The organism is Anoxybacillus tepidamans PS2, from assembly GCF_000620165.1.
Taxonomy (GTDB): domain Bacteria; phylum Bacillota; class Bacilli; order Bacillales; family Anoxybacillaceae; genus Anoxybacteroides; species Anoxybacteroides tepidamans_A.
Window position 1 is genome coordinate 338,228 of the sequence record NZ_JHVN01000001.1, and the last position, 21,505, is coordinate 359,732.

The window sequence follows — 21,505 nt, forward strand, 5'->3', positions numbered from 1 at the left end:
TATATATCAAACTTCTTTGCGGCGGTCTAAAATGACCGCAAGAAGAATGACAGCCCCTTTAACTACTTGCTGGTAAAAAGATGAAACATCCAGCAAATTCAACCCGTTATTTAGCACACCAATCATAAGAGCGCCGACCAATGTTCCAAAAATCCAGCCACGGCCGCCAGATAAACTCGTTCCCCCAAGTACGACCGCGGCAATCGCGTCTAGTTCATAGGATGTTCCGGCAGTCGGCTGGGCGGAATTTAAACGCGATGTTAAAATCAGCCCCGCAAGTGCAGACAGTCCGCCAGTTAATGAGTAAATCCAAATTTTCAAACGATCGACATGGATGCCGGATAGGCGAGTCGCCTCTTCATTTCCACCGATCGCATAAGTATGTCGGCCAAACGTTGTTTTTCTTAACACAAAGTACAAAAGCGCATAAATGACGAGCATGAAAATAATCGGAACAGGAATACCAAGGAAATAGCCTCGCCCGATCATTTGAAACGAAAGATCATTCGAAAAGCCTGTAATCGGACGGCCTTCTGTATAGACTAAAGTAGCGCCGCGGAAAACCGTCATCGTAGCCAACGTAGCGATAAATGGAGCGACGCGCCCTTTTGTAATAATGACGCCGTTCAGCGCCCCCATCATTAACCCAGCAACAATTCCAGCGGCCATCGCAACAAATCCGCTCGCCCCATCGGCCATTAACCCCGCAGCAATGGCACTCGATAACGCCAATGTCGAACCAACCGATAAATCGATGCCGCCTGTTAAAATGACGAACGTCATTCCGAATGCAATAAGAGCATTAATCGATACTTGACGCAAAATATTCAACCAGTTGTCGACCGTAAAAAAGTCATTGCTTAGTAGCGTCAGCACAATACATAACAATATCAAACCAATTAACGGTCCAAGCTTCTTCACATCGAAACGCCAAGCAGCACTTATATCCTTCTTTTGGACATTGATACCTGGACTTTGCATTACGCCTCTCCTCCCGTCGCCGCGCGCATAATCGTTTCTTGATCCACACCGTTATTATCTAAAATCGCGGTAACCTTTCCTTCATGGACAACCATAATACGGTCACTCATTCCTAATATTTCTGGAAGCTCAGATGAAACCATGATGATCGCTACACCTTGAGCCGTCAGTTCATTCATAATCTCGTAAATCTCTTTTTTCGCACCGACATCGACCCCGCGCGTCGGTTCGTCCAAAATAAGAATTCTCGGATTCATGGCGAGCCATTTGCCAAACACGACTTTTTGCTGATTGCCTCCGCTCAACGCCTTTACTGGCAACGCCGGGGAAGCCGTTTTAATATTGAGCCGGTTGATGAGCGCTTGAACAAGCTCTGATTCTTTGTTTTGACGAATAACACCGGCGGAAGCGAGCTCCTTTGATTTCGGCAGCGTCAAGTTTTCGCGCACATTCATATGTAAAACAAGCCCTTTCATTTTCCGGTCCTCAGTAATAAAAGCCATGCCGTGCTTAATAGCCTGCCGTGGCGACGTGATCTTTACCGGACGGTTCTCAATATAAATCGTTCCTTCATCCATTTTTCGAACGCCAAACAACGCTTCCATAATTTCTGTGCGTCCCGCTCCCATCAATCCGGCCACACCTAAAACTTCTCCAGATCTTACTGAAAATGAAACGTTCTCGAATACACCTTTTTGCGTCATTTGTTCGACCCGAAGCACTTCCTCGCCAATATGGGCTTGCCTTTTTGGGAAACGCTCGCCGATTTGTCTTCCGACCATCATATGGACAATTTCATCAAAAGTCGTTTCTGCGACCTGTTTTGTTCCGATAAACCGTCCGTCACGCAACACGGAAATTCGATCACAAATTTTAAAAATCTCCTCCATCCGATGCGAAATATAAATAATCGCAACCCCTTGCCGCTTGAGTGTTTCAATCACCTCAAACAATGTTTGAATTTCCCGGTCTGTCAGCGCCGCGGTCGGTTCATCCATAATCAAACATTTCGCGTCTTTCGATAATGCTCTAGCAATCTCTATAATTTGCTGTTTTCCAACTGATAGCTTTCCCGCCATTTCGCTGGGCGATATTTCAATCCCGAGCTTTCTTAAATAGATGGCTGCTTCCTCTTCCATCCTCTTGCGTCGAATAATTCCCGTCCGCCCTATCGTTTGTTCCCGTCCTAAAAAGATATTTTCTGCTACGGTCAGTGTCGGGATCATACTCAATTCTTGATGGATAAAAACAATTCCGTCCCTCTCTGCTTCCTTTGGATGGCGATAATGCGCTTCCTGCCCGTTAATGCTAATCGTGCCTGCGTCCCTCTCATACATCCCGGTTAAAATTTTCATTAACGTCGATTTTCCGGCACCGTTTTCTCCCATCAGCGCATGCACTTCGCCCGCACACACTTCCAAATCAACCCCGTCTAGCACTATATGATGATGGAACGACTTTTTTATCCCGCTCATTTTGATAAAAGGTATGTTCACGTCCCTCTCCCCTTTTTAACGGCGATTGCATTTAAAAATTGACACCTGAATGAAGAATAATGTTGGCGTAAGGAGTGGCCTCCCCCGTACGAATGACGGCTTTCGCCGATCGCATGATCTCTTTGAAATGTTCATGGGGAACGAAATGTTTAGGTGTTTTTTCAAACCGCTTTTGAACTTCTTCGTACATTTGTACATTATGAATCTTCATTTCTTCAGCCATCGTTACTGCTTCGACTTCTAACTCTTCCAAAATGGGGTCGAGCACGAATAAAAATGATGGATTCCCCTTTACAATCGATAAATCAATACGAACCGCTTCGTCTGGAATCGGCAAGCCGCAATCGGCGATCACGATGGTATCGGTATGGCCGAGAGCAGCCAAAATCGTATTTAAGTCTTTATTTAAAATACCGGCTTTTTTCATTTTGTTCCCCCTTTCTCCGCTTCAATCAATGCCAAAACCTCAGCTTCCGTCGGCATCCCGGTTTGCGCTCCAAGCTTCGTTACCGCTAAAGCGGCGGCGGCATTTCCGAAGCGGCATGCGTCTTCCAATGCCATCCCTTTACTTAACGCCACAGCAAGAGCGCCATTGAATGTGTCTCCCGCTCCCGTCGTATCAACAACTGGGACACGAAAACCCGGAATGACCACCGGTTGCCCGTCCTTTACTATGGAAACGCCGCGCGCTCCTTCCGTTACAACGAGTTTGTGCGCAAACTTGACAGCGTCTAACTCTTTTAAGATGATGTCGCGCTCGTGCTCGTTCGGTGTAAGAATATCGACTTGCTCAAGGAGCGAGGCAGGGAGCGGCTGCGCCGGTGCCGGATTTAAAATGACGAGAACACCATGCTTTTTCGCAAGTGACGCCGCTTTTTCCACAGCAGGGAGCGGAATTTCCAGTTGCAACAAGCAAACATCGCTTTTGGCAATCACTTCTTCGCACTGCTCGATATCCTCCGGGCGCAAGGCGTGGTTAGCGCCAGGAATCACAATAATTCGATTATCGCCCTCAGAAACGACAATCATGGCGACGCCCGTTCCGGTATCTGTAACCGGTTTCACATTATCGATAAAAATTCTTTCCCTTTCAAGATGTTGGATAAGCTCTGTCCCAAACGCATCTGCACCGACAGCCCCAATCATATGAACCTCCGCTCCGAGGCGGGCAGCGGCCACCGCTTGATTCGCCCCCTTGCCTCCAGGGATTAAATGAAACGTCTCGCCTAATATCGTCTCTCCCTGCTCTGGAACGCGCTTTGCCGTGGCCACTAAATCCATGTTGATGCTCCCGATCACCGTAATCACAGGTTTTTTCATCTCTTTTCCCTCCTCGTCGATTGTCTCTCTATCAATTCGACAGGCAGCATATAGTGAATTTGTTCTAACGGTTTTCCTTCAATTTGCTTAACCAAAATTCTCGCAGCAATCGCTCCCATCTCATAAATCGGCTGCGAAATGGTCGATAGCTCCGGCGTTGTCATCTCTGTTAACGGGATACCGTCATACCCGATAATCGCCACATCTTCCGGCACCCTTAGCCCAAGCTGCTGCACCGCCTTCAACGCTCCAACAGCCATGGCGTCATTCCCGGCAAAAATGCCATCGACCTGATATTCTTTTAGCGCTTGCAGCGTCGCTTCTTTCGCCTGCTTCAGTTGGTAGTTTCCTTGAATGATAAGATTCTCATCCCACAATCCCAATGATTGCATCTCATCGCGATAGCCGCTAAAACGCTGCATCGCATTTACAACGTGCGGCGGCCCTTGGATGTGGGCAATTTTCCGGCAGCCAATGTCATATAAATGTCGCGTCGCCAAGCGCGCCCCACCATAATTATCGGCAACGACAGACGGAAAAGCAGGCATGGATGGCCGATCAAGGATGACAACCGGCACATCAAGTTCTAATACTTCTTCCATGGCTAATTCAGTTGTCGTCAAAATAATGCCATCGACGTATTTTTGTTTCAGCACCTCGATATACTGCTTTTCTTTTTCATTTTTTTCGTCTGAGTTGCACAAAATGACCGTGTAATCATAAATATTCATCACATCTTCAACAGCTCGAACAAGCTCCGGAAAAAATGGGTTTGAAATATCCGGTACAATCAATCCAATCGTTTTTGATGTCTTTTTAAATAATGTTCGAGCGACTTCGTTTGGTTTATAATTCAGCTGCTCGATCGCCTTTCTTACCCGTTTCTCCGTATCTTCATTAACATAGCCATTTTGGTTCAACACTCGCGAAACGGTCGCGACCGATACACCTGCCAATTTAGCAACATCACGAATCGTTGCCATGCTGATTCTCCACCTTTGTTTTGTGTAACCGGTTACAGATAATATAGCAAAATTCCCTTGAAGGAATCAAGAGGGAATTTTGTAACTGCTACCTCTGTAAATGTGGACAGGCTGTTCTAAATCATACCTATAAAAAGAGACGCCTACAACCTATGCGCCTGACTCTTTGCAAACGGCGTGGTCAATCGCTGTAATACGGCTTATGTCTCATTGGGAGAAGGTGTTTGCGAGTGCCGGAAGCATTTTCGCTTACGACACTCGTCCATTTTCATCACACCAATTGAAGTCTTCGATTAATCAACTTCATATCAAACTCTTGATAGCCTTGATACATGCCCCAATTCCGCATATGTTGGTACTCCGGATGAGTAGGGTCGCTCACAATTTGCAAAAATTGCTTATATCCGCTCTCTCCTCCTACATCTTCTGGGGGCGCGCTCCCTTCTCCATCTAGGCATACAGCATAAGGGCAGTCGTAATGATCGATCATGTTTTCGACTTCAATGATATGCTCCCAGCTATCGCCAAAATCATAATGATACATAAACTTTGCTGGAAAGTAGTCGGAAAGCTTCGCATCTTTCCCTAGTTTCATAGGGACGCCCGTCTGGTAGTCAAATGCTTCTTCGTCACAAACGAGATGAGCGATCGGCTTTTCCGTTTCCTCGTTATACACATAAAACTCATGCAAGTGATAGTCCTGCCAGCTGAATGCAATTTGCAGTACTTTATGTAATTGCAAAAAGGTCATATCCAGCGGAACGACTAATTTCCGCCATACCCGATAATGATGAAGTTGTAACGTCACCTTGATCTCCGCCGCTTCTAAACGGAAAATCGGCTTTCCAAGCCACGTCTGTAAATCGCGGTACATTTCCTCTTGTGGCTTTGAAAAATCGTTGTTCCCGTTCCCGACTAAAAGACGGTTCACTTTTAAGCTCGCCTCCGTCTGCACAATCGATGAAAGGGTCAATGCATCGGAAAATAAATACACATTCTCACAAGATTTGTTTAGCCTAGCAATGAGAGATTTGTTGTTTGTCTTCGTGAAAATCGGCTCCTTTAATTGTTGGATATATTGCTCCACCACTTCATCGGCGATTCTCTCTGCGGTCAACACCTCCCGAATCGCTTGAATGATGAGCTCGCTTAGATGATTCCAATCCTTTGCCTTCAAGCCATGGAGCACAATCGTATAGCGATTTTGATTATTCATTAAGACGAGCGTCTTCCTCCGATGAATCGTCAGCAAATTCGCATGCCAAGAAAAAAGAGGCTCTTCTCCTACAGGCTCGCTTGGCTTCACTTTCAGTTCATCTAACAGCTTCTTTGTGCATTGAATGAGCATCATTTTGTCCCCTTTTCCTAAACGGTCTTCTCTTATCCATTTTATCAAAATCGTTGACATATAAACTCTTGAGACAAGAATTTGGGAAGTAACAAGCACCAAACCTAACGAGCAACATGACAGACAGCCGAATAAGAGGTATAATATAGACAAAAATAAGTGGGGATGGAAACATGGCAGGCGGGATTTCATACCATGCGAAGGACATTTTATTCAAGTCGCTGAGCAGGTTGTACCAAAACCAAGCGCTCGATGTGTACGGGCTGCATGGACTGCCGCGAATTAAAGCGCTGTTGCCTAACGAATTTCCAGCCGTACGAGCAGACGAAAAACGCGCCGACACTGTATTTCTTCTTGAAGACGATTCAATTCTCCTTCTCGAATACGAAAGCAACGAACGATTTATTGACAACCACTTAAAGTACCTCGATTATGCGTACCGGATTTTACACACATACTATAAACAAGAAAAACAGATTCGACCGATTCGGATCGTCGTCATTTACACGAGCGATGTCACCAATGCATGTGAGCAGCTACACGCTGGGGATGTGCTCATTTCGTCGAAAGCAGTGCTGCTTAGCGAATTCAATGGAGACGCGATCTTCCACACCATCGAAGGAAAAGTCCTCAACGGTGAACCACTCACCCCGGAGGAAACGATGAAACTCATCCTTGTTCCACTCATGCACAGCCGCTTCGACCGGCAAACGATGATCGAAAAAACGATCGAATTAGCGAAAGACATACGCAACGAACGAACGCAGCTGCACATCGTTGCTGGGGTCCTCACCGCAACCGATAAGTTTATTGACAGGTCATATGCCGAAAAAGTAAAGGAGTGGATCAAAATGAACAAAGTCATGCGACTGCTCGTAGAAGAGCTCGAGCAGGAAAAAGAAGAAGCTGTGAAACAGGCAGAAAAACAAAAGGCGATTCAAATCGCCAAAAACCTCCTCGATGTCCTGCCGATCCACGAAGTAGCCAAGCGTACCGGATTAACCGTTGCTGAGGTAGCCGATTTAGCGAAAGAAATGGACAAATAACCAATCACACATCCGACAGCGTGAAAGAGCCGCGATCTAGGCGGCTCTTTTCATTGACTGACATCTCCTCGCCATTCATAAATGTAAACCTTCCGCCAAACGAAGCAACGACGACAAAGCCACAGCGTCCACTAGATTCAGCTGACTATTCTCTAAGCCTCATCAAACTCTACCTTTCTCCTTACTCTCCGTAAATTTTTTGCGACGAGGCAACAAGTCGCACCGGGTCGCCTGGGCGGCGGGCGGTGTATTCAATGAAGGCTTTACGGCCAGTTACTTTTTCGCACGTTTCGATCACTTCTAGCCTAAGCCGTTGCCTAGGTTATAAATGGAAATTTTCTTTCCTGTTTTTTCAGGTTCATCAGCTATTTCTATGTACTTACAACTCTGCGATGAATACCGTATCCCTTCTTTATCATAGATTTGCGAACATACACGCAAAAGCCCCCATTCACTTTAACTGCGATTGGATGGCATTGCGCAAATGTCCGTTATGCGCGTCGAGCACTTCATAAACTTTTTCGCCTGTTAAACCGGTAATAAGAGAGAATACGGCTGCTTTTGTAGACTGATAGGTTTTAAGTGCTTTCTCCGCTTCTGTTTCACTTGCGCCTGTTATTTCCATAACGATATTCTTTGCCCGCTGTATAAGCTTTTGATTTGTAGGGACGACATCTACCATCAAATTGCTGTAGACTTTGCCGATGCGAATCATTGAAGCGGTTGTGAGCATATTTAAGACTAGCTTTTGAGCTGTACCGGCTTTCATTCTTGTCGATCCTGTCACAACTTCAGGACCCGTTAGGACGACAATCGCATAATCCGCTTCTTTTTCCATCTCTGAATCTCTCGTACATGTAATCGCCGCAACCGTTGCACCGACTGACTTCGCATATTTCATGGCAGCCAATGTATAAGGGGTTCTTCCGCTCGCAGCAATGCCAACGACCACATCTTTTTTATTAACATTAATTTTTTTCATATCCTCTATCGCTAGCTCAATATTATCTTCCGCTCCTTCCATAGCGTATTGCAGTGCTTTTTCACCGCCCGCAATCACTCCTATCACTTGTTCTGATGAGGCTCCGTATGTTGGCGGGCATTCGGATGCATCAAGCACTCCTAAGCGTCCGCTTGTACCGGCCCCGACATAGATGAGTCGGCCGCCATTGTTAAACGCCGCGACAATTCGGTCAACAACGTCTGCAATCGCTGGCAATGCTGCCTCAACAGCTTGCGGAACAACCTTGTCTTCTTCGTTAATTTTTTTCACAATGTCCAGACTTGATAATGTATCAATATCCATCGTATTGGGGTTTCTTTTTTCCGTATCAATCTTGTGAAGATCCATTATGTCCTCTTCCTTTCTTGTCCTTGAACCTCGACCTTTCATAAAGCGGCTCTATGTGGGACTGCCTTTCATCGATCTGTTTTCGAAAAACTGTCTTCATTTCATTGAACTTTTTATATCACGATAAGCTTAAATTTTTGCCCTGGACCGATGCAATGAATAAGGGGGATGTCTGCCTCAATAATTCTCCCTAATACGTTGACCCGTTCATCCTTTGGCAAGTTTCGCTTGGTGATTTGAAGTTCGCCTGCATATCGGCCATATTGAATATTGTCAACTGTAACAGAACCAATCGGCCGGTCACCTGTTGATGAAGGTTTCAGCTTTATACCATTGCTTTTAGCGTAATGTCTAGAATCTTGCGACCGAATTACATCCCTTGCCGGATCGTGACGATTTGTATGAATCCCTTCAATCAGGGCGCGAATCTTTTCGCCATCCTGATTCAATGCAACCCTTAAAGGAATGATTTGCTCGGATAGAAGCGACAACAACGATAATGTGTCTTTCTTTACGGAAACATCACCGATGAACACTTTAGCAACGTGATATTTTACTAAAAGCTCTGCGCACGCTATATGCGGCTTCATACCGCGGTGTTTTTCCAACGTTGGAAGCCCTGCATAAATCGGTCCCCGCAGTTCATTGTCCCCGGGTATAAATGCCATTGTCGCAATCCCGTATTTTCTAAACATCTGATTCCGTTCAGCTAGAAAACGGGCATCAAGCCCCGTTTCGGGACGTGGGTAAAAATTGTGCCAAGCCTCTGCATTTTCAATGTCTAACCCTAATTGAATCCAGCGCTGAACAGTTGCTTCATTTACGGTACTAGCATTTAACCCAACCTTCATTTGCTTAGATAACTCCACGACTTCCTCATCTACATAGCCGTAATCTAGGCGGATGCCGGTCACCCCCCAATCGAGCAGCTCCTTTGGCTCGTTAATACCTAAATAGAAAAACGATTGAGGCGACACATCTACAAATAATTGCATCCCATATTTTTGAGCAAGCAAGCCTAATCGCTTTAATTGCTCCGCATATATCGCTGGATGATCCTCGGGAATATGAAGGGAGGTAAAAATAGAACAAAATTTATATTTTTTTGTCACGGCAATCCACCGCTCCATATCAAAGTCTTGCTTTCCTAAGTAAACTGATATGCCGAGCATGTTTCCACCTTCTCTATGAAACTAGAAGAAGCTGTCCCATAAAAGAATCACCCCAAGCGCATTTCACAATACATATATCAAATATGATGTCCTATATATTGTGTTGCAGAGTCTGATCCTTTGCTTTTTGAGACAGCTTTCGGTTTTCAAATGTGCTTGATTAAACGTTTGTCATAACATTCGTTTCCGTATTTTTTCCGATTTCCTTTGTCATTTCTTCATTAAATCCAAAAAGGTAGGTGAAAATAAATCCAGATACGTAGGCAATGAATAAACCAATGAGATAATAAACGATCTGGTGAGCATTGACTAAAAATGTCAATGGTAAACCAGAAACACCAATGGCAATCGTCGCAACATTAAAATACGCCTGGAATGCACCACCAACCGCCGCTCCTAGGCAGGCTGTAATGAAAGGCCTCCCTAAAGGCAAGGTGACACCGAAAATGAGTGGTTCCCCGATTCCTAAAATCCCGACAGGAAGCCCTCCTTTAATGACTTTGCGAAGCTGCGCGTTTTTTGTTTTTAAATAGATGGCAAATGCCGCTCCCACTTGACCCGCTCCTCCCATTGCCAAAATCGGCAATAAAGGGTCATCACCGATGGAATTGATCAGTTCCATATGGACCGGCGTTAACCCTTGGTGGAGTCCTGTTACGACAAGAGGCAAAAATGTTCCAGCAAGAATCATTCCCGATAAAACACCACCAGTATCAATTAAACTTAATAACCCTTTTGTAATCAGATCAGAAATCCAACCGCCGACAGGCTGCAGAACGATTAATGTCGCTATACCTGTAATGAGAACAGAAATGGCAGGTGTGATGATAATATCGACAGCGGCTGGAACGAAACGACGAACCTTCTTCTCAATCCACGCCATAAAAATTGCTGCTAACATGACGCCCACAAGACCGCCGCGTCCAGGTACAAGCTTTTCACCAAACAGCGTGATGTTTGCGAGCGCAGGGTTAATAATTAAAATTCCGGCAATCCCTCCAAGAGCGGGAGTCCCACCAAATTCTTTTGCCGCATTAATTCCGACAAAAATTCCAAGATAACTGAACAGCCCCCAGCCGATAAAGTTTAAAATCGATATAACTGTCGATTCCGGGTTAGCCCCTACCCTGATAATGACATTGGTAATCCCGGCAATTAAACCAGATGCGACAATCGCCGGAATGAGCGGAATGAAAATGCTTGCGATTTTCCTTAGAAAAAGCTTAAATGGTGTGGCGTTCTTCTTTTTCAAATCGGCTTTCGTTTGTTCGGCAAGACTCGTCAGCTCATTGACGTTCAAGCTTTCAATATCGACTCCGCTTAATTTTGAAACTTCTTCCGCTACTCTTGTCACAATTCCCGGTCCCAAAATAATCTGCAGCGTTTCTTGTTCGACAACACCTAGAACACCGTCAATCTTTTTCAGTCCATCGATATCCACTTTGCTCTCGTCAACCGGTGTGACTCTTAATCTTGTCATACAATGTGTCAAACCTTTAATGTTCTGATAACCGCCCAACTTTTCGACAATCTCACTTGCCAACCGTGCATTCTTCCCCATCGTTCTCCCCCTTGTTATCGTGAAGATACCAAATCAGAAAACGCTTTCACCACATGGTATTAACATCATTAGAAGTGTTTACATGCCATCATTCCGTTTGGACATTTTTACTGCTTCTCTTGTTCGTTCTAAAGCAGCAATACTTTCATCATAATTTTGGCTCATCATGCCAACGTATAGAATATCGATAACATTGAGCTGGGCAATTCGCGAACTCATCGCTCCGCTGCGAATGCTTTTTTCTAACGAGCTCGTATATAACGAAATATCAGCAAGCTCAGAAACGGGGTTGGATCCGAATTTTGTTAAAGAAATAATCGTCGCTCCGTTTTCCTTCGCCAATGTTAAAGAACGAATAATATCTTCTGTTTGACCGGAGTAAGAAATCCCAAAAGCAACGTCATCCTTTGTCAGGTTGGCACTGATCATTCCTTGTGTATCATAATCAAATCCTGTTTCGCACCAACGGTTAATCCTTGTCAATTTTTGCTTAAAATCTTGCGCGATCAATGCCGAAGCACCAATTCCGTAAACCGCAATCTTGCGCGCTTTACTTAAAGTGCGAATTGCTTTTTCCACTTCATCCTTTGATAACACCGATAACGTATCCTGAATGGATTGAATATTGTTGTTCGATACCGATGTGATGACCGAATCAACGGAACCGTTTATCGGCACTTCTTGGTAGGACTGGTTCTGTTCGTTCCGATTGGCAAGGTCCCCGGCAATCCGCAGCTTCAGTTCTTGAAAACCTTTACAATTTATCGTCCGCGACAAGCGAATAATCGTGGCTTCGCTGACATTGGTTCGCTGCGACAGCTTTTGAATCGACAGTTTTACAACTTCATCAGGATGCTTTAAAATATACTCCGCAGCTTTCCTTTCAGACGGTTTTAACGAATCAAGCGACTCCTGAATACTAATTAACCCCCCTTTCAACACTTCCCCCTCCTTTCTCGTCATGGTAGTTATCATTTTTATATTCAGCATCTAAAGTTTTATTACATGAACCAGTTATTTTTTTGTAGTTTTGTTTCGTGAGCAAATAACAGTTGTTTCATGCAGGCAATCTAAGGTATTCGAATGTTAGTGTCATAAAAGGTGATAAAATTCTCAATAACAACGGTTTGAAATTCCACCAAAATAACAAAACAACATCTTAGACGGAGTGAAGAAACAGCGCTGAAGCTTGGGAGTTTTTTATGATTCGGGAGTTATATTAGAAAAGCTGGAATTAAGTAGTGATTGATTCAGGAAACGGAATTTAATTAGAAAGTACTTCCGTCAGTATTTAAGGAAGGAGGAAATTCGCATACTGTGGAAAAAAGAGCGAATGATCTGGGACAACGCTCTTCGTTCTCGTGGCACAGTGGTTCGTTTTGCGATGGGGCTATCTTAGCAGAGATGTCGCGACCATGCATGGTCAAAACGAACGAACTTCTAACTTTTATCCATCAATTCCCTCAACCTTCAACATTGTACTCTTTTTAAAAAATTTTTATAATCAAATCTAAGATGTTAGATTATAGCAAAAAGGAAGATGTCTATGAGAAAAAATAAGCGAAAAAAGAAAAAGTGGCCGAAAATTATTGGAACCATCGTTGTATTTTTGTTGTTAGGCATTGGCATATACACATATTCCGTTTATTATCATATTCAACAAACTGCAAAAGAAATGCACGAACCAGTTAAGCGCACAACGTCTGAGAAACGAACCGTGCCATTATCGTTAAAAAAGCGAACTCCGATTTCAATTTTACTAATAGGGGTCGATGAGCGAAACAGGGATCGAGGCCGTGCTGATTCGCTAATTGTAATCACTGTTAATCCTAATAAACAATCGCTGGAAATGCTCAGTATTCCTCGAGATACGAGAACAGAGATCATTGGAAAAGGAACAGAAGATAAAATCAACCACTCTTACGCTTTTGGCGGTGTAGAAATGACAATGTCGACTGTAGAACATTTCTTAGATATCCCAATCGATTACTATATTAAGGTTAATATGGAAAGTTTCAGAGACATTGTCAATGCTGTCGGCGGCGTCACAGTAAACAACCCATTCCCATTCACATACGGAGGAGTGACATTTGCGAAAGGCGACATTACATTAAATGGTGATCAGGCGCTCAAATATGCGCGTATGCGTCATGAGGATCCGCGTGGCGATTTTGGCCGTCAAGATCGACAAAAGCAAATCATCGAAGCAATTATCGAAAAAGGAGCAAGCTTCTCTTCTTTGACAAATTACAATGACATCCTAACAGCTATTGGGAAAAATATAAAAACAAACTTAACGTTCGAGCAGATGAAGGAGATTCAGGCAAATTACAAGGAAGCGAGACGACATATTGAACAGCTTCATATTACTGGGGAAGGAACAAAAATCAATGGAATTTATTATTTGATTGTACCCGAACAAGAACGTTTAGCGATCTCCCGTAAGTTGCGAGAACATTTAGAGTTGCCAGCTTCACCTTAAAAATAAATAAATTAAAGTGCCTAGAACCATACATTGTTCTGAATGAATATATCCGTTCATTGATTTCTAAATAAAGTAAATTAAATGATTGATAAACGTCTGTTCATAAAAACCCCGCCTCAACTTTTTGAAGCGGGGTTTTTGCTTATTCGTCCTTATTGTCTTTATCTCTGTCATCTTTAGAGTCTTCAATAGGATCTTCTGGGTCTGGAACGCGGTCTTTTTCGTCATCTCCCGGTCCGTTGTTCGTGTCGTTTCCAGGAGCTAGGTTATTGTTGTTATTATTGTTTGGCGTTATTTTACCATTGTTGTTTGGTGTCACATTGCCATTGTTGTTGTCCGGCACCATGTCGCGGTTGTTGTTATTGTTCACGTCCGGGACGATGTTGCGGTTTTTCGCATCGTCTTTTTGGTTGATGTCATCTGCCGGATTCATATCCCGATCGTTTAAGTTTTGGTTTTGTGTCGGAGGCGGCGGGTTTTGGTTATCGTTGTCGCGATTAACGTTGCACCCTGTTGCTAGCAACATAGCGACAAACACGCCAAACAATCTTATAAATAGCGCTTTTTTCTTCATTCGTCTTCTCCTTTCTGTTCATAATATGGGCCTATGTAAGACCGGTCTTCTTTTATAGTGTCCCAGAAGACGTTTTTCATGCATAAAAAATCCTCTTCCCTTGAACACAATGTGTTTTACGGGAAGAGGATGATGTTAGGCGTCCTGTTTATCTCCAAGAGCAAACATGATTTCCGTTTCGCAGACGAGTTCTCCGTCCACCGTAGCGATTCCCTTTCCTTTACCGACAGAACCTTTGGCGCGGATGATTTCCACCTCTAAACGAAGCTGATCGCCTGGTTTCACTTGCTTTTTAAAACGGCAGTTGTCAATGCCGGCAAAAAAAGCAAGACGGCCGCGGTTTTCTTCCTTCATAAGCATCGCCACCGCTCCAACCTGAGCTAACGCTTCAATAATTAACACTCCTGGCATCACTGGATATTCAGGGAAGTGGCCAGCAAAAAACTGTTCGTTCACAGTAACGTTTTTAATTCCGACAGCCCGTTTTCCTTCCTCGATTTCTAAAATGCGATCAACTAATAAAAATGGATAACGGTGCGGGATAATGCTTTGAATTTGTTGAACATCAAGCATATGTATTGGCCTCCTTTTGTTTATGTATAAAGAGGAAGGACAGCTCCTTCCTTTGTCTTAATGACCATTTGTATTTTTCTCGACAATATCAATAATATGCTGCCACGTCGATGGCTTTAACGCATCAAGCGGTTTGCCGTCACCGAGAACGCTGTAGCCGACCATCGCCCCGATCACCGTGCTTACAACTATGAGCGCAGCTACAATGACAAGGCGAAGCCAAATCGGAAGCAGGCGGTTCGATTGCCGCCTCCAGCGCCGCTTGGTCTTCTGTTCTTCTTGGCGTTGTTCATTCATTTTATGCTCTCCCTCATTACGAACGAATTCCGTTAATCAGTCCGAGCATTTGGTCAGAAATCGTGATGGATTTGGCGTTCATCTGGTACGAACGCTGTGTAATCATCAGATCGGTCATTTCTGTCCCTAGATCGACATTCGACTGTTCCAACGCTCCTTGCTGGAGGCTGATTTGCGACCGCAAATTGCCCGTCATGTTCACGGCAACATCCGCCTGAGTTACGCCTAGCGCTGCTAAATTAGGAAATGCAAACAAGTTGTCGCCGACTGATTGCAACAGTTCTGGACGCAACACATTCGTGACGCCAAGATCAAGCGTCTCGGTCACGTTCCCGTTCGGCCCAATCACTTGTAACGTGCCGGTAGCTGAAATGGTGATGTCTTTAAATCCATCTTGGACCGTGATCGGGTTGTTGTTGCTGTCAAGGACTGGATCACCATTTTCATTGACGAGCATAAGTTCATTCGGATTCGCTTCAGACGGGGTTAAATAGAAGGCGCCGTCTCTTGTATAACGGATCGCGCTTGTGCCATTTTCGCCTCTTTCAAGAACGCGGAAAAATTGTCCTTCCTTAGTGAAGGCGACATCAAGCGGACGGCCCGTCTGCATGATTGGCCCTTGCTTCAAGACAAGATTCGTCTCGGCCAGTTTAGCCCCTACCCCGCGACGGACGCCGTTCGGAGTAAGGCGAGCCCCTTGGTCATTCGGTAAGTTATTAAATTGCTGAACCAACAGTTCTCCGAAATTCGTCTCACGTTTTTTAAAACCTGTCGTGTTTGTATTGGCAATGTTATTGCTGATGACGTCAAGCTGCTGCTGGAGCTGATTCATCGTATTGGCAGCAGTAATCATTGAACGCAACATAGGTCAAGTCTCCCTTCCCCGCAGCTATTTGAGGCGGCCGATTTCGTTGACGGCCTTGTCCATGCTTCGATCATATGCTTGCAAGATTTTTTGATTCGCTTCAAAGGCGCGATACGCGGAAAGCATCTCCGTCATGGAACGCGCGATATCGACGTTCGAACGCTCAAGAAACCGTTGTTTGAGCTCATATGTGACATTTGGATTGCCTAAGGCGCTCGGAAGCGGACCATTTTCGCTACGGAAGAGACCGTTCCCTTCTTTTACGACCGTATTGGGATTAGCGGCAAACGCAATATTCAAACGGGCGATTCGAACATTATTTTCGGTGATCGTACCATCAGGAGCGACCGTAAAATCAGCGCTGTTGAGCCGAATGCGCCGATTGTTCTCATCGAGCACATAAAAGCCTTCGTTCGTTGTTAAATAGCCTTGCGCATCAAGGGTAAAATTGCCGTTTCTTGTATAGCGTATATCCCCGTTCCCATTTTGGACCACAAAAAAGAGCGCACCTTTTGTTCCGGTTTCCGCATCAATCGGAACGGTTCCATCGACTAAAGCAATGTCCGTCGGCTGCCCCGTTTCTTTTATATCGCCTTGCAAGAAATTTGGGATGAGTTCTTGCATATAGACGCCTGTATTAATAGGGCCAATCACCGTGCTGTTTAACAGTGTGCGAGATTCTTTTGTCGGAACGTTCGTTTCATTCATTCTTGAAAGCAACAACTCTGGAAACGAACGCAACGCTGCTTCGTCCGCTTTATAGCCTGGTGTGTTCGCATTGGCGATATTATTTGTTAACATTTCGACGCGGCGCTGCTCCGCTAACATACCGGCAGCCGCTGTGTAAAACCCCCGCAACAAAGGCTGTCACCTCGTTTCTTCATATATTGCTTATTTACTATTATAAGGCAAACAAACAAAAAAGCGAATAGGTACGTTGTGGGAACAACATCCATTCGCTTTTTTTCAAATTATACAAAGTTTCGTCCCGGTACCCGGTCAATGTTATCAAGCATGATACCCGTTCCAATCGCCACACAGTCCATCGGATTTTCAGCGACCAATACCGGAACTTTTAATTCTTCCGCTAACAGCTGATCGATCCCGTGCAAGAGCGCGCCCCCACCGGTCAAAATAACACCGCGGTCAATCACGTCAGCCGATAGCTCAGGAGGCGTTCGTTCTAATACCCCTTTGGCAGCTTGTACAATGACAGAAACCGACTCACGCAGCGCCTTCTCAATTTCAGCCGAACGAACGGTGATCGTGCGAGGCAATCCTGTCATAAGATCGCGGCCGCGAATATCGATCTCTTCGTCGCGTGCGCCTGGGAATACAGTTGCCACTTTGATTTTAATTTCTTCAGCGGTGCGCTCTCCGATTAATAACTTATATTCCCGCTTAATATAGTTCAAAATCTCCGCGTCAAACTTGTCCCCAGCCATTTTAATTGAAGAGGCGGTGACGATACCGCCCATCGACAAAATAGCAATGTCCGTCGTACCACCGCCAATATCGACAACCATATTGCCGGATGGTTGGAAAATGTCCATTCCGGCGCCGATCGCCGCTACTTTCGGTTCTTCTTCCAAGTAGACCTTTTTGCCCCCGCTCTTTTCTGCCGCCTCTTTAATCGCTTTTCGCTCTACAGACGTAATGTTCGTCGGACAGCAAATTAAAATGCGCGGTTTAGCAAAAAAGCCTTTTAAATTAAGCTTATTGAGAAAGTGTTTTAACATCGCCTCGGTAATATCAAAATCGGCGATCACCCCATCTTTGAGCGGCCGGATCGCAACGATATTCCCAGGGGTACGCCCTACCATTCGCCGCGCTTCTTCTCCGACAGCCAAGACTTTGTTCGTATTTGTATCAATGGCCACAACGGATGGCTCATTTAACACAATCCCTTTTCCTTTTACATAAATGAGTACGTTCGCTGTACCGAGATCGATACCAATATCTCTCGCAAACATGAATGTTCCTCCTTGCCTCGAATCCATCAAATTACTCCTAATTGATTATTTTATCATAGGAAGATAGGAATTCGATACTGTTTTTATGGAAAATATCAGGCAAGGAAGATAAAATTTTATTGAATCGTTTCCTTCTTGTATTTTTTCTTTGTCGCCTCTCCCCCCCGCAAATGGCGAATCGATTTATGGTAATCAAGAATCTCCTTGACTTCATTCGCAAGCTCCGGATTAATTTCGGGGAGCCGCTCTGTCAAGTCTTTATGAACCGTACTTTTGGAAACGCCAAATTCTTTCGCGATCACGCGAACGGTTTTCCTCGTCTCCACGATATACTTTCCAATCTTGATAGTACGCTCTTTGATGTAATCGTGCACACCACTCGCCCTCCCTAAGTTGGATGTGAGAAGTGTGAAATGAGACTCGCTACGTGGATGATCAAAAGCACTTCCTCTTGTTCAATTCGAAAGCATCTTGAGCTTTATTCTTGCTGTTATGGACGATCCCCACCTCAAACACTCCCATTAGTTGATAAGTTTGTAACATTTTATTAAGCAAATGGTACATATATGCTACTTTTTTTGTAACAATATGAAGAGTTCAGCGACTAATCCAACAGAAAGGGGAAAAGCAGATGAGGAAAAAGACAATAACTTCTTTACTTGTAGCCTTAATCGCAGCAGCTGTTGTGTGGAATTTCGCGGGCCTTTCATCAGCCGAAAAGCAGCTTTCACAGCGTCAGATGCATCCAATTGTTGCTGGCACCCTACAGCCGTCTTTAACGTATCAAAAACAAAATAAACGTTATACATTCACTTTCTCTGTGAAAAATCAAACGGAACGAGAACAGAAAGTGACGTTTACTAGCGGACAAAAGTATGATTATATACTGTACCGGAATGGCAAAAAACTAAAACAATTTAGCGAGGGAAAAATGTTCACTCAAATATACGAAGAACGCATTCTTAAACAAGGAGAAGAGCTATCGTTTACAGAGACATTCCCTCCGCTGCCAAAAGGCCAATATACACTTACGTGGTGGCTTGCCGATAAGAACTGGCCAAAAGCAAAAGCAACGATCACTTTTACCGTTCAATAACATATCATCCCCCGCCTTCTTTAGCGGGGGATGATGTATGTGGCCTAAACCTCTCCTACCTATACAGCGTTTAGAGGCGGAAATTTTCTCATATATAAAAAGCTGCCCATCTCCTTGGAAGGGATGGGCAGCTCGCTCCATTCATTACGTACGCGCCATTCCGATAGAGGAATCCGGCGTTTTGTATGAGGAGTCTTGATTTGTATTAGTATCATCTGTTTGTTGTTCGTCAGATTGAGACTGATCGCTTGGAGATTGAGTGCTTTGTTGGTCCGTTTGAGACTGATCACTTGGAGATTGAGTGCCTTGTTGGTCCGTTTGCGATTGGTTCGTTCCTTGATCGTTTGCTTTTTTTTCAGTGGCGTTGTCGGCGTTGGATTCCGTTAACGCTGTAACAGGTTTATCTACATAATCTAGCGGGTTCACTGGTTTTCCATCTTTACGGATCTCAAAATGGACATGGGTTCCAGCTTCTTGGTTGAATTGGCTTTGCCCTGCTTTTCCGATCACTTGGCCTTGTTTCACTGTGTCTCCCTCTTTCACTTGCAAGTCAGCAAGTGACTGATACACAGTAACGACGCCGTGATCGTGGTCAATTTCCACAACATATCCTAAAATCGGATCTTTTTTCGCCTTCGTAACCGTTCCGCTTAATGAAGCAGTCACATCAAATGCCTTCCCATCTTTCATCACAAGGTCAATGCCGCGGTTTGGATGATACGTATTATTATAAAAGACGAGAGCTGCTTCTTGTTCTTCTTTCGATGCGGCATAATCATAGAACGGTGTTTTGATTTCAACAGCATTCGGGTCAAGCACAGGCATCGTCACACGTTCGAGAGATTCGTTGACAGGAACTGATTCTTGATCTTTAGAAGAAGTACCCGGAATATCTTGACTGTACTCGTACTCATCTTTCTTCGAGTTCCCATCATGTTTGTTTTGGAACCAAAGCGCACCTGCTAGAATAATTGCAGCACTTGTTAAATACACAGCTGGAAATACCCAACGCTTTCTCAACGCACGTCTCAAACTTGGTTTCATCGGAGAAGGTTGTTTCTTTTCTTCCTCTCTCATTGTTCATCACCTCAGCAACCATTTTGAACAGAAAGAGAAAAATCTATACATCAAAAAACATTTTTTTCGTTTATTTTTTGAAAAAAATCGCGTTTTATACATAAAAAAGAGGCTCCTTCAAAAGAGCCTGCTCACTTTTTTGCCGTAAGCTTATTTAAAAAGGCAGTCGCAGAAGAAATGCTTACCCCACGGTAGTAATATTTGATAATTTCATCATACGTTTTCCCTGATTTCGCCATAAAATTGGCCCCGTATTGGCTCATTCCTACTCCGTGTCCGTACCCTTTCGTCGTAATGATGATCTCGTTCCCTTTGCGCGCCCATGTAAAGTCCGTCGACTTTAATCCTAGTCTTTCCCTTACTTCTCTTCCTTTTAATTTTTTTCCGTTAATCTCAACTACATCCACTCTTTTTCCTGGCGTTCGCGATAGTACTGCACCGACAGAACCGTCTGGCGGAAGTGTCACACCTAGCCTTTGCTCAAACTCGGCCACAGACATCACCGTTTGATGGTAAAATTTTGGCGATTCCTTATCCCAAGGACTAGCCACACTCTTTAAGTAAGGAAAATCATTTTCCCAATACGCTTCTGAGTTTTCGGTATAACCGTTGCTTGTGGAGAAAAATGACGCCTCGATCGGTACGTTGTTGTAGGTGATAATCTGCCCTTGAGTGACTTGAACAGCTTCTACAATCCGCTTCATTTTCCATTCATAATCGGCTCCCCATAGCCGCTTTAATTCGTCGTTGCTGTAGTAGACTTGGTGCATGACCGTATCCGTAACATTTGCCCCCTTCGGCAAATGAATCGGCTGATCATTCAACATTTGCTTGACGATGTACGTTCTCGCTGTCAACGCCTGCGCTTTCAATGCTTCCAACTCAAACTCAGCTGGCATCTCAGCCGCCACCACACCGATGACATACTGTTCAAGCGGAATGTGCTCGACCCTTTTTTCTTTACTTCGGTACACTGCTACCTCAACATTCGGACCTGCTTCTTGCTGTTTTGCCTGAACCGTGGGGACGGGTTGCTTGCGAAGCCCTTCCGTTAACATTCCGTCTGCTTTGTCGTTAAACGGAATGACGAGCAACGTCGGAATAAGCAGGACAACAACTAATAATAGGGAAGCTAGTACGATTAGTAGTTTTACACGTTTCATCTTTCCGAGCCCTCCAATATGCAATTTTCAAGCGCAAACATTTGCCTTTCGCATCATCGACAATATGATTTGCGTGCTCGTTATTACATAATGTATGGGCTTGGACAAGTATATATGACAATTTGTTTTTCACAAAAAAGATAG

The 21,505-nt window shown here is 44.4% G+C and carries 22 protein-coding genes and 1 pseudogene; 3 read left to right on the forward strand and 20 right to left on the reverse strand.

Annotated features, from left to right (window positions below; translation table 11 throughout):
• Positions 1-6 precede the first annotated feature (6 nt).
• The 6 genes from rbsC to N667_RS0101890 form a co-directional block, all read right to left on the reverse strand.
• Positions 7-981 carry a ribose ABC transporter permease gene (rbsC, locus tag N667_RS0101865; RefSeq protein WP_051529923.1) on the reverse strand — a complete coding sequence of 325 codons (975 nt, stop codon included), beginning with the start codon at positions 979-981 and terminating at the stop codon, positions 7-9.
• Complete coding sequence (locus N667_RS0101870) at positions 981-2,456, reverse strand: sugar ABC transporter ATP-binding protein (RefSeq protein WP_035097832.1); 1,476 nt, start codon at positions 2,454-2,456, stop codon at positions 981-983. Before N667_RS0101870 ends, rbsC begins: the two co-directional genes overlap by 1 nt.
• A gap of 52 nt (positions 2,457-2,508) precedes the next feature.
• Complete coding sequence (gene rbsD, locus N667_RS0101875; RefSeq protein ID WP_027407984.1) at positions 2,509-2,904, reverse strand: D-ribose pyranase; 396 nt, start codon at positions 2,902-2,904, stop codon at positions 2,509-2,511.
• Positions 2,901-3,797 (reverse strand): ribokinase, encoded by an 897-nt coding sequence (rbsK, locus tag N667_RS0101880; RefSeq protein ID WP_027407985.1) that lies wholly within the window; start codon positions 3,795-3,797, stop codon positions 2,901-2,903. The genes rbsD and rbsK overlap by 4 nt, the downstream gene beginning before the upstream one ends.
• Positions 3,794-4,780, reverse strand: a complete 987-nt coding sequence (locus N667_RS0101885) for a LacI family DNA-binding transcriptional regulator (RefSeq protein ID WP_027407986.1) — start codon at positions 4,778-4,780, stop codon at positions 3,794-3,796. Before N667_RS0101885 ends, rbsK begins: the two co-directional genes overlap by 4 nt.
• A 271-nt stretch (positions 4,781-5,051) precedes the next feature.
• Positions 5,052-6,128 carry a plasmid pRiA4b ORF-3 family protein gene (locus N667_RS0101890; protein ID WP_027407987.1) on the reverse strand — a complete coding sequence of 359 codons (1,077 nt, stop codon included), beginning with the start codon at positions 6,126-6,128 and terminating at the stop codon, positions 5,052-5,054.
• A 173-nt stretch (positions 6,129-6,301) separates the two neighbouring features.
• Here N667_RS0101890 and N667_RS0101895 point away from each other — a divergent pair, with 173 nt between their 5' ends.
• Positions 6,302-7,174: a hypothetical protein gene (locus N667_RS0101895; RefSeq protein WP_027407988.1), complete on the forward strand. Its 873-nt coding sequence runs from the start codon at positions 6,302-6,304 to the stop codon at positions 7,172-7,174.
• A gap of 184 nt (positions 7,175-7,358) precedes the next feature.
• On the opposite strand, the pseudogene N667_RS20105 reads toward N667_RS0101895, so the two are convergent.
• From N667_RS20105 to N667_RS0101915, 5 genes and pseudogenes are all read right to left on the reverse strand, one after another.
• Positions 7,359-7,516: pseudogene (locus tag N667_RS20105) on the reverse strand (UDP-glucose 4-epimerase GalE); the annotation flags it as partial.
• A 109-nt stretch (positions 7,517-7,625) separates the two neighbouring features.
• Entirely contained in the window at positions 7,626-8,525 is a 900-nt protein-coding gene (gene murQ, locus N667_RS0101900; protein WP_027407989.1) for an N-acetylmuramic acid 6-phosphate etherase, read from the reverse strand.
• A gap of 113 nt (positions 8,526-8,638) precedes the next feature.
• Positions 8,639-9,697: a DUF871 domain-containing protein gene (locus N667_RS0101905; protein ID WP_027407990.1), complete on the reverse strand. Its 1,059-nt coding sequence runs from the start codon at positions 9,695-9,697 to the stop codon at positions 8,639-8,641.
• Between the two features lie 160 nt (positions 9,698-9,857).
• Positions 9,858-11,258 carry a PTS transporter subunit EIIC gene (locus tag N667_RS18180; protein WP_051529924.1) on the reverse strand — a complete coding sequence of 467 codons (1,401 nt, stop codon included), beginning with the start codon at positions 11,256-11,258 and terminating at the stop codon, positions 9,858-9,860.
• A gap of 78 nt (positions 11,259-11,336) precedes the next feature.
• Entirely contained in the window at positions 11,337-12,221 is an 885-nt protein-coding gene (locus N667_RS0101915; protein WP_051529925.1) for a MurR/RpiR family transcriptional regulator, read from the reverse strand.
• A gap of 583 nt (positions 12,222-12,804) precedes the next feature.
• Here N667_RS0101915 and N667_RS0101920 point away from each other — a divergent pair.
• On the forward strand, positions 12,805-13,740 hold the full coding sequence (locus N667_RS0101920; RefSeq protein WP_027407992.1) for a LytR family transcriptional regulator: 936 nt from the start codon (positions 12,805-12,807) through the stop codon (positions 13,738-13,740).
• 145 nt (positions 13,741-13,885) lie between these two features.
• Here N667_RS0101920 and N667_RS0101925 read toward each other — a convergent pair whose 3' ends face one another.
• The 7 genes from N667_RS0101925 to spoIIID form a co-directional block, all read right to left on the reverse strand.
• Positions 13,886-14,317 carry a hypothetical protein gene (locus N667_RS0101925; RefSeq protein WP_027407993.1) on the reverse strand — a complete coding sequence of 144 codons (432 nt, stop codon included), beginning with the start codon at positions 14,315-14,317 and terminating at the stop codon, positions 13,886-13,888.
• A 135-nt stretch (positions 14,318-14,452) separates the two neighbouring features.
• A complete protein-coding gene (gene fabZ, locus N667_RS0101935) occupies positions 14,453-14,890 on the reverse strand; it encodes a 3-hydroxyacyl-ACP dehydratase FabZ (RefSeq protein ID WP_027407994.1) in 438 nt (145 codons plus the stop codon).
• 57 nt (positions 14,891-14,947) lie between these two features.
• Positions 14,948-15,187: a DNA-directed RNA polymerase subunit beta gene (locus tag N667_RS0101940; RefSeq protein ID WP_027407995.1), complete on the reverse strand. Its 240-nt coding sequence runs from the start codon at positions 15,185-15,187 to the stop codon at positions 14,948-14,950.
• A 16-nt stretch (positions 15,188-15,203) separates the two neighbouring features.
• A complete protein-coding gene (locus N667_RS0101945; RefSeq protein ID WP_027407996.1) occupies positions 15,204-16,052 on the reverse strand; it encodes a flagellar hook-basal body protein in 849 nt (282 codons plus the stop codon).
• A gap of 24 nt (positions 16,053-16,076) precedes the next feature.
• Positions 16,077-16,913 (reverse strand): flagellar hook-basal body protein, encoded by an 837-nt coding sequence (locus tag N667_RS0101950; protein ID WP_027407997.1) that lies wholly within the window; start codon positions 16,911-16,913, stop codon positions 16,077-16,079.
• 110 nt (positions 16,914-17,023) lie between these two features.
• Positions 17,024-18,025: a rod shape-determining protein gene (locus N667_RS0101955; protein WP_027407998.1), complete on the reverse strand. Its 1,002-nt coding sequence runs from the start codon at positions 18,023-18,025 to the stop codon at positions 17,024-17,026.
• Positions 18,026-18,141: 116 nt separating this feature from the next.
• Positions 18,142-18,399: a sporulation transcriptional regulator SpoIIID gene (spoIIID, locus tag N667_RS0101960; protein ID WP_027407999.1), complete on the reverse strand. Its 258-nt coding sequence runs from the start codon at positions 18,397-18,399 to the stop codon at positions 18,142-18,144.
• A 257-nt stretch (positions 18,400-18,656) separates the two neighbouring features.
• Here spoIIID and N667_RS0101965 point away from each other — a divergent pair, with 257 nt between their 5' ends.
• Positions 18,657-19,121, forward strand: coding sequence for a BsuPI-related putative proteinase inhibitor (locus N667_RS0101965; RefSeq protein ID WP_027408000.1), 465 nt, complete (start codon positions 18,657-18,659; stop codon positions 19,119-19,121).
• Between the two features lie 144 nt (positions 19,122-19,265).
• Here N667_RS0101965 and N667_RS0101970 read toward each other — a convergent pair whose 3' ends face one another.
• Together N667_RS0101970 and spoIID are read right to left on the reverse strand one after the other, a co-directional pair.
• Complete coding sequence (locus tag N667_RS0101970) at positions 19,266-20,198, reverse strand: M23 family metallopeptidase (protein WP_027408001.1); 933 nt, start codon at positions 20,196-20,198, stop codon at positions 19,266-19,268.
• A gap of 131 nt (positions 20,199-20,329) precedes the next feature.
• On the reverse strand, positions 20,330-21,361 hold the full coding sequence (gene spoIID / locus N667_RS0101975; protein ID WP_027408002.1) for a stage II sporulation protein D: 1,032 nt from the start codon (positions 21,359-21,361) through the stop codon (positions 20,330-20,332).
• Between the last annotated feature and the right edge of the window lie 144 nt (positions 21,362-21,505).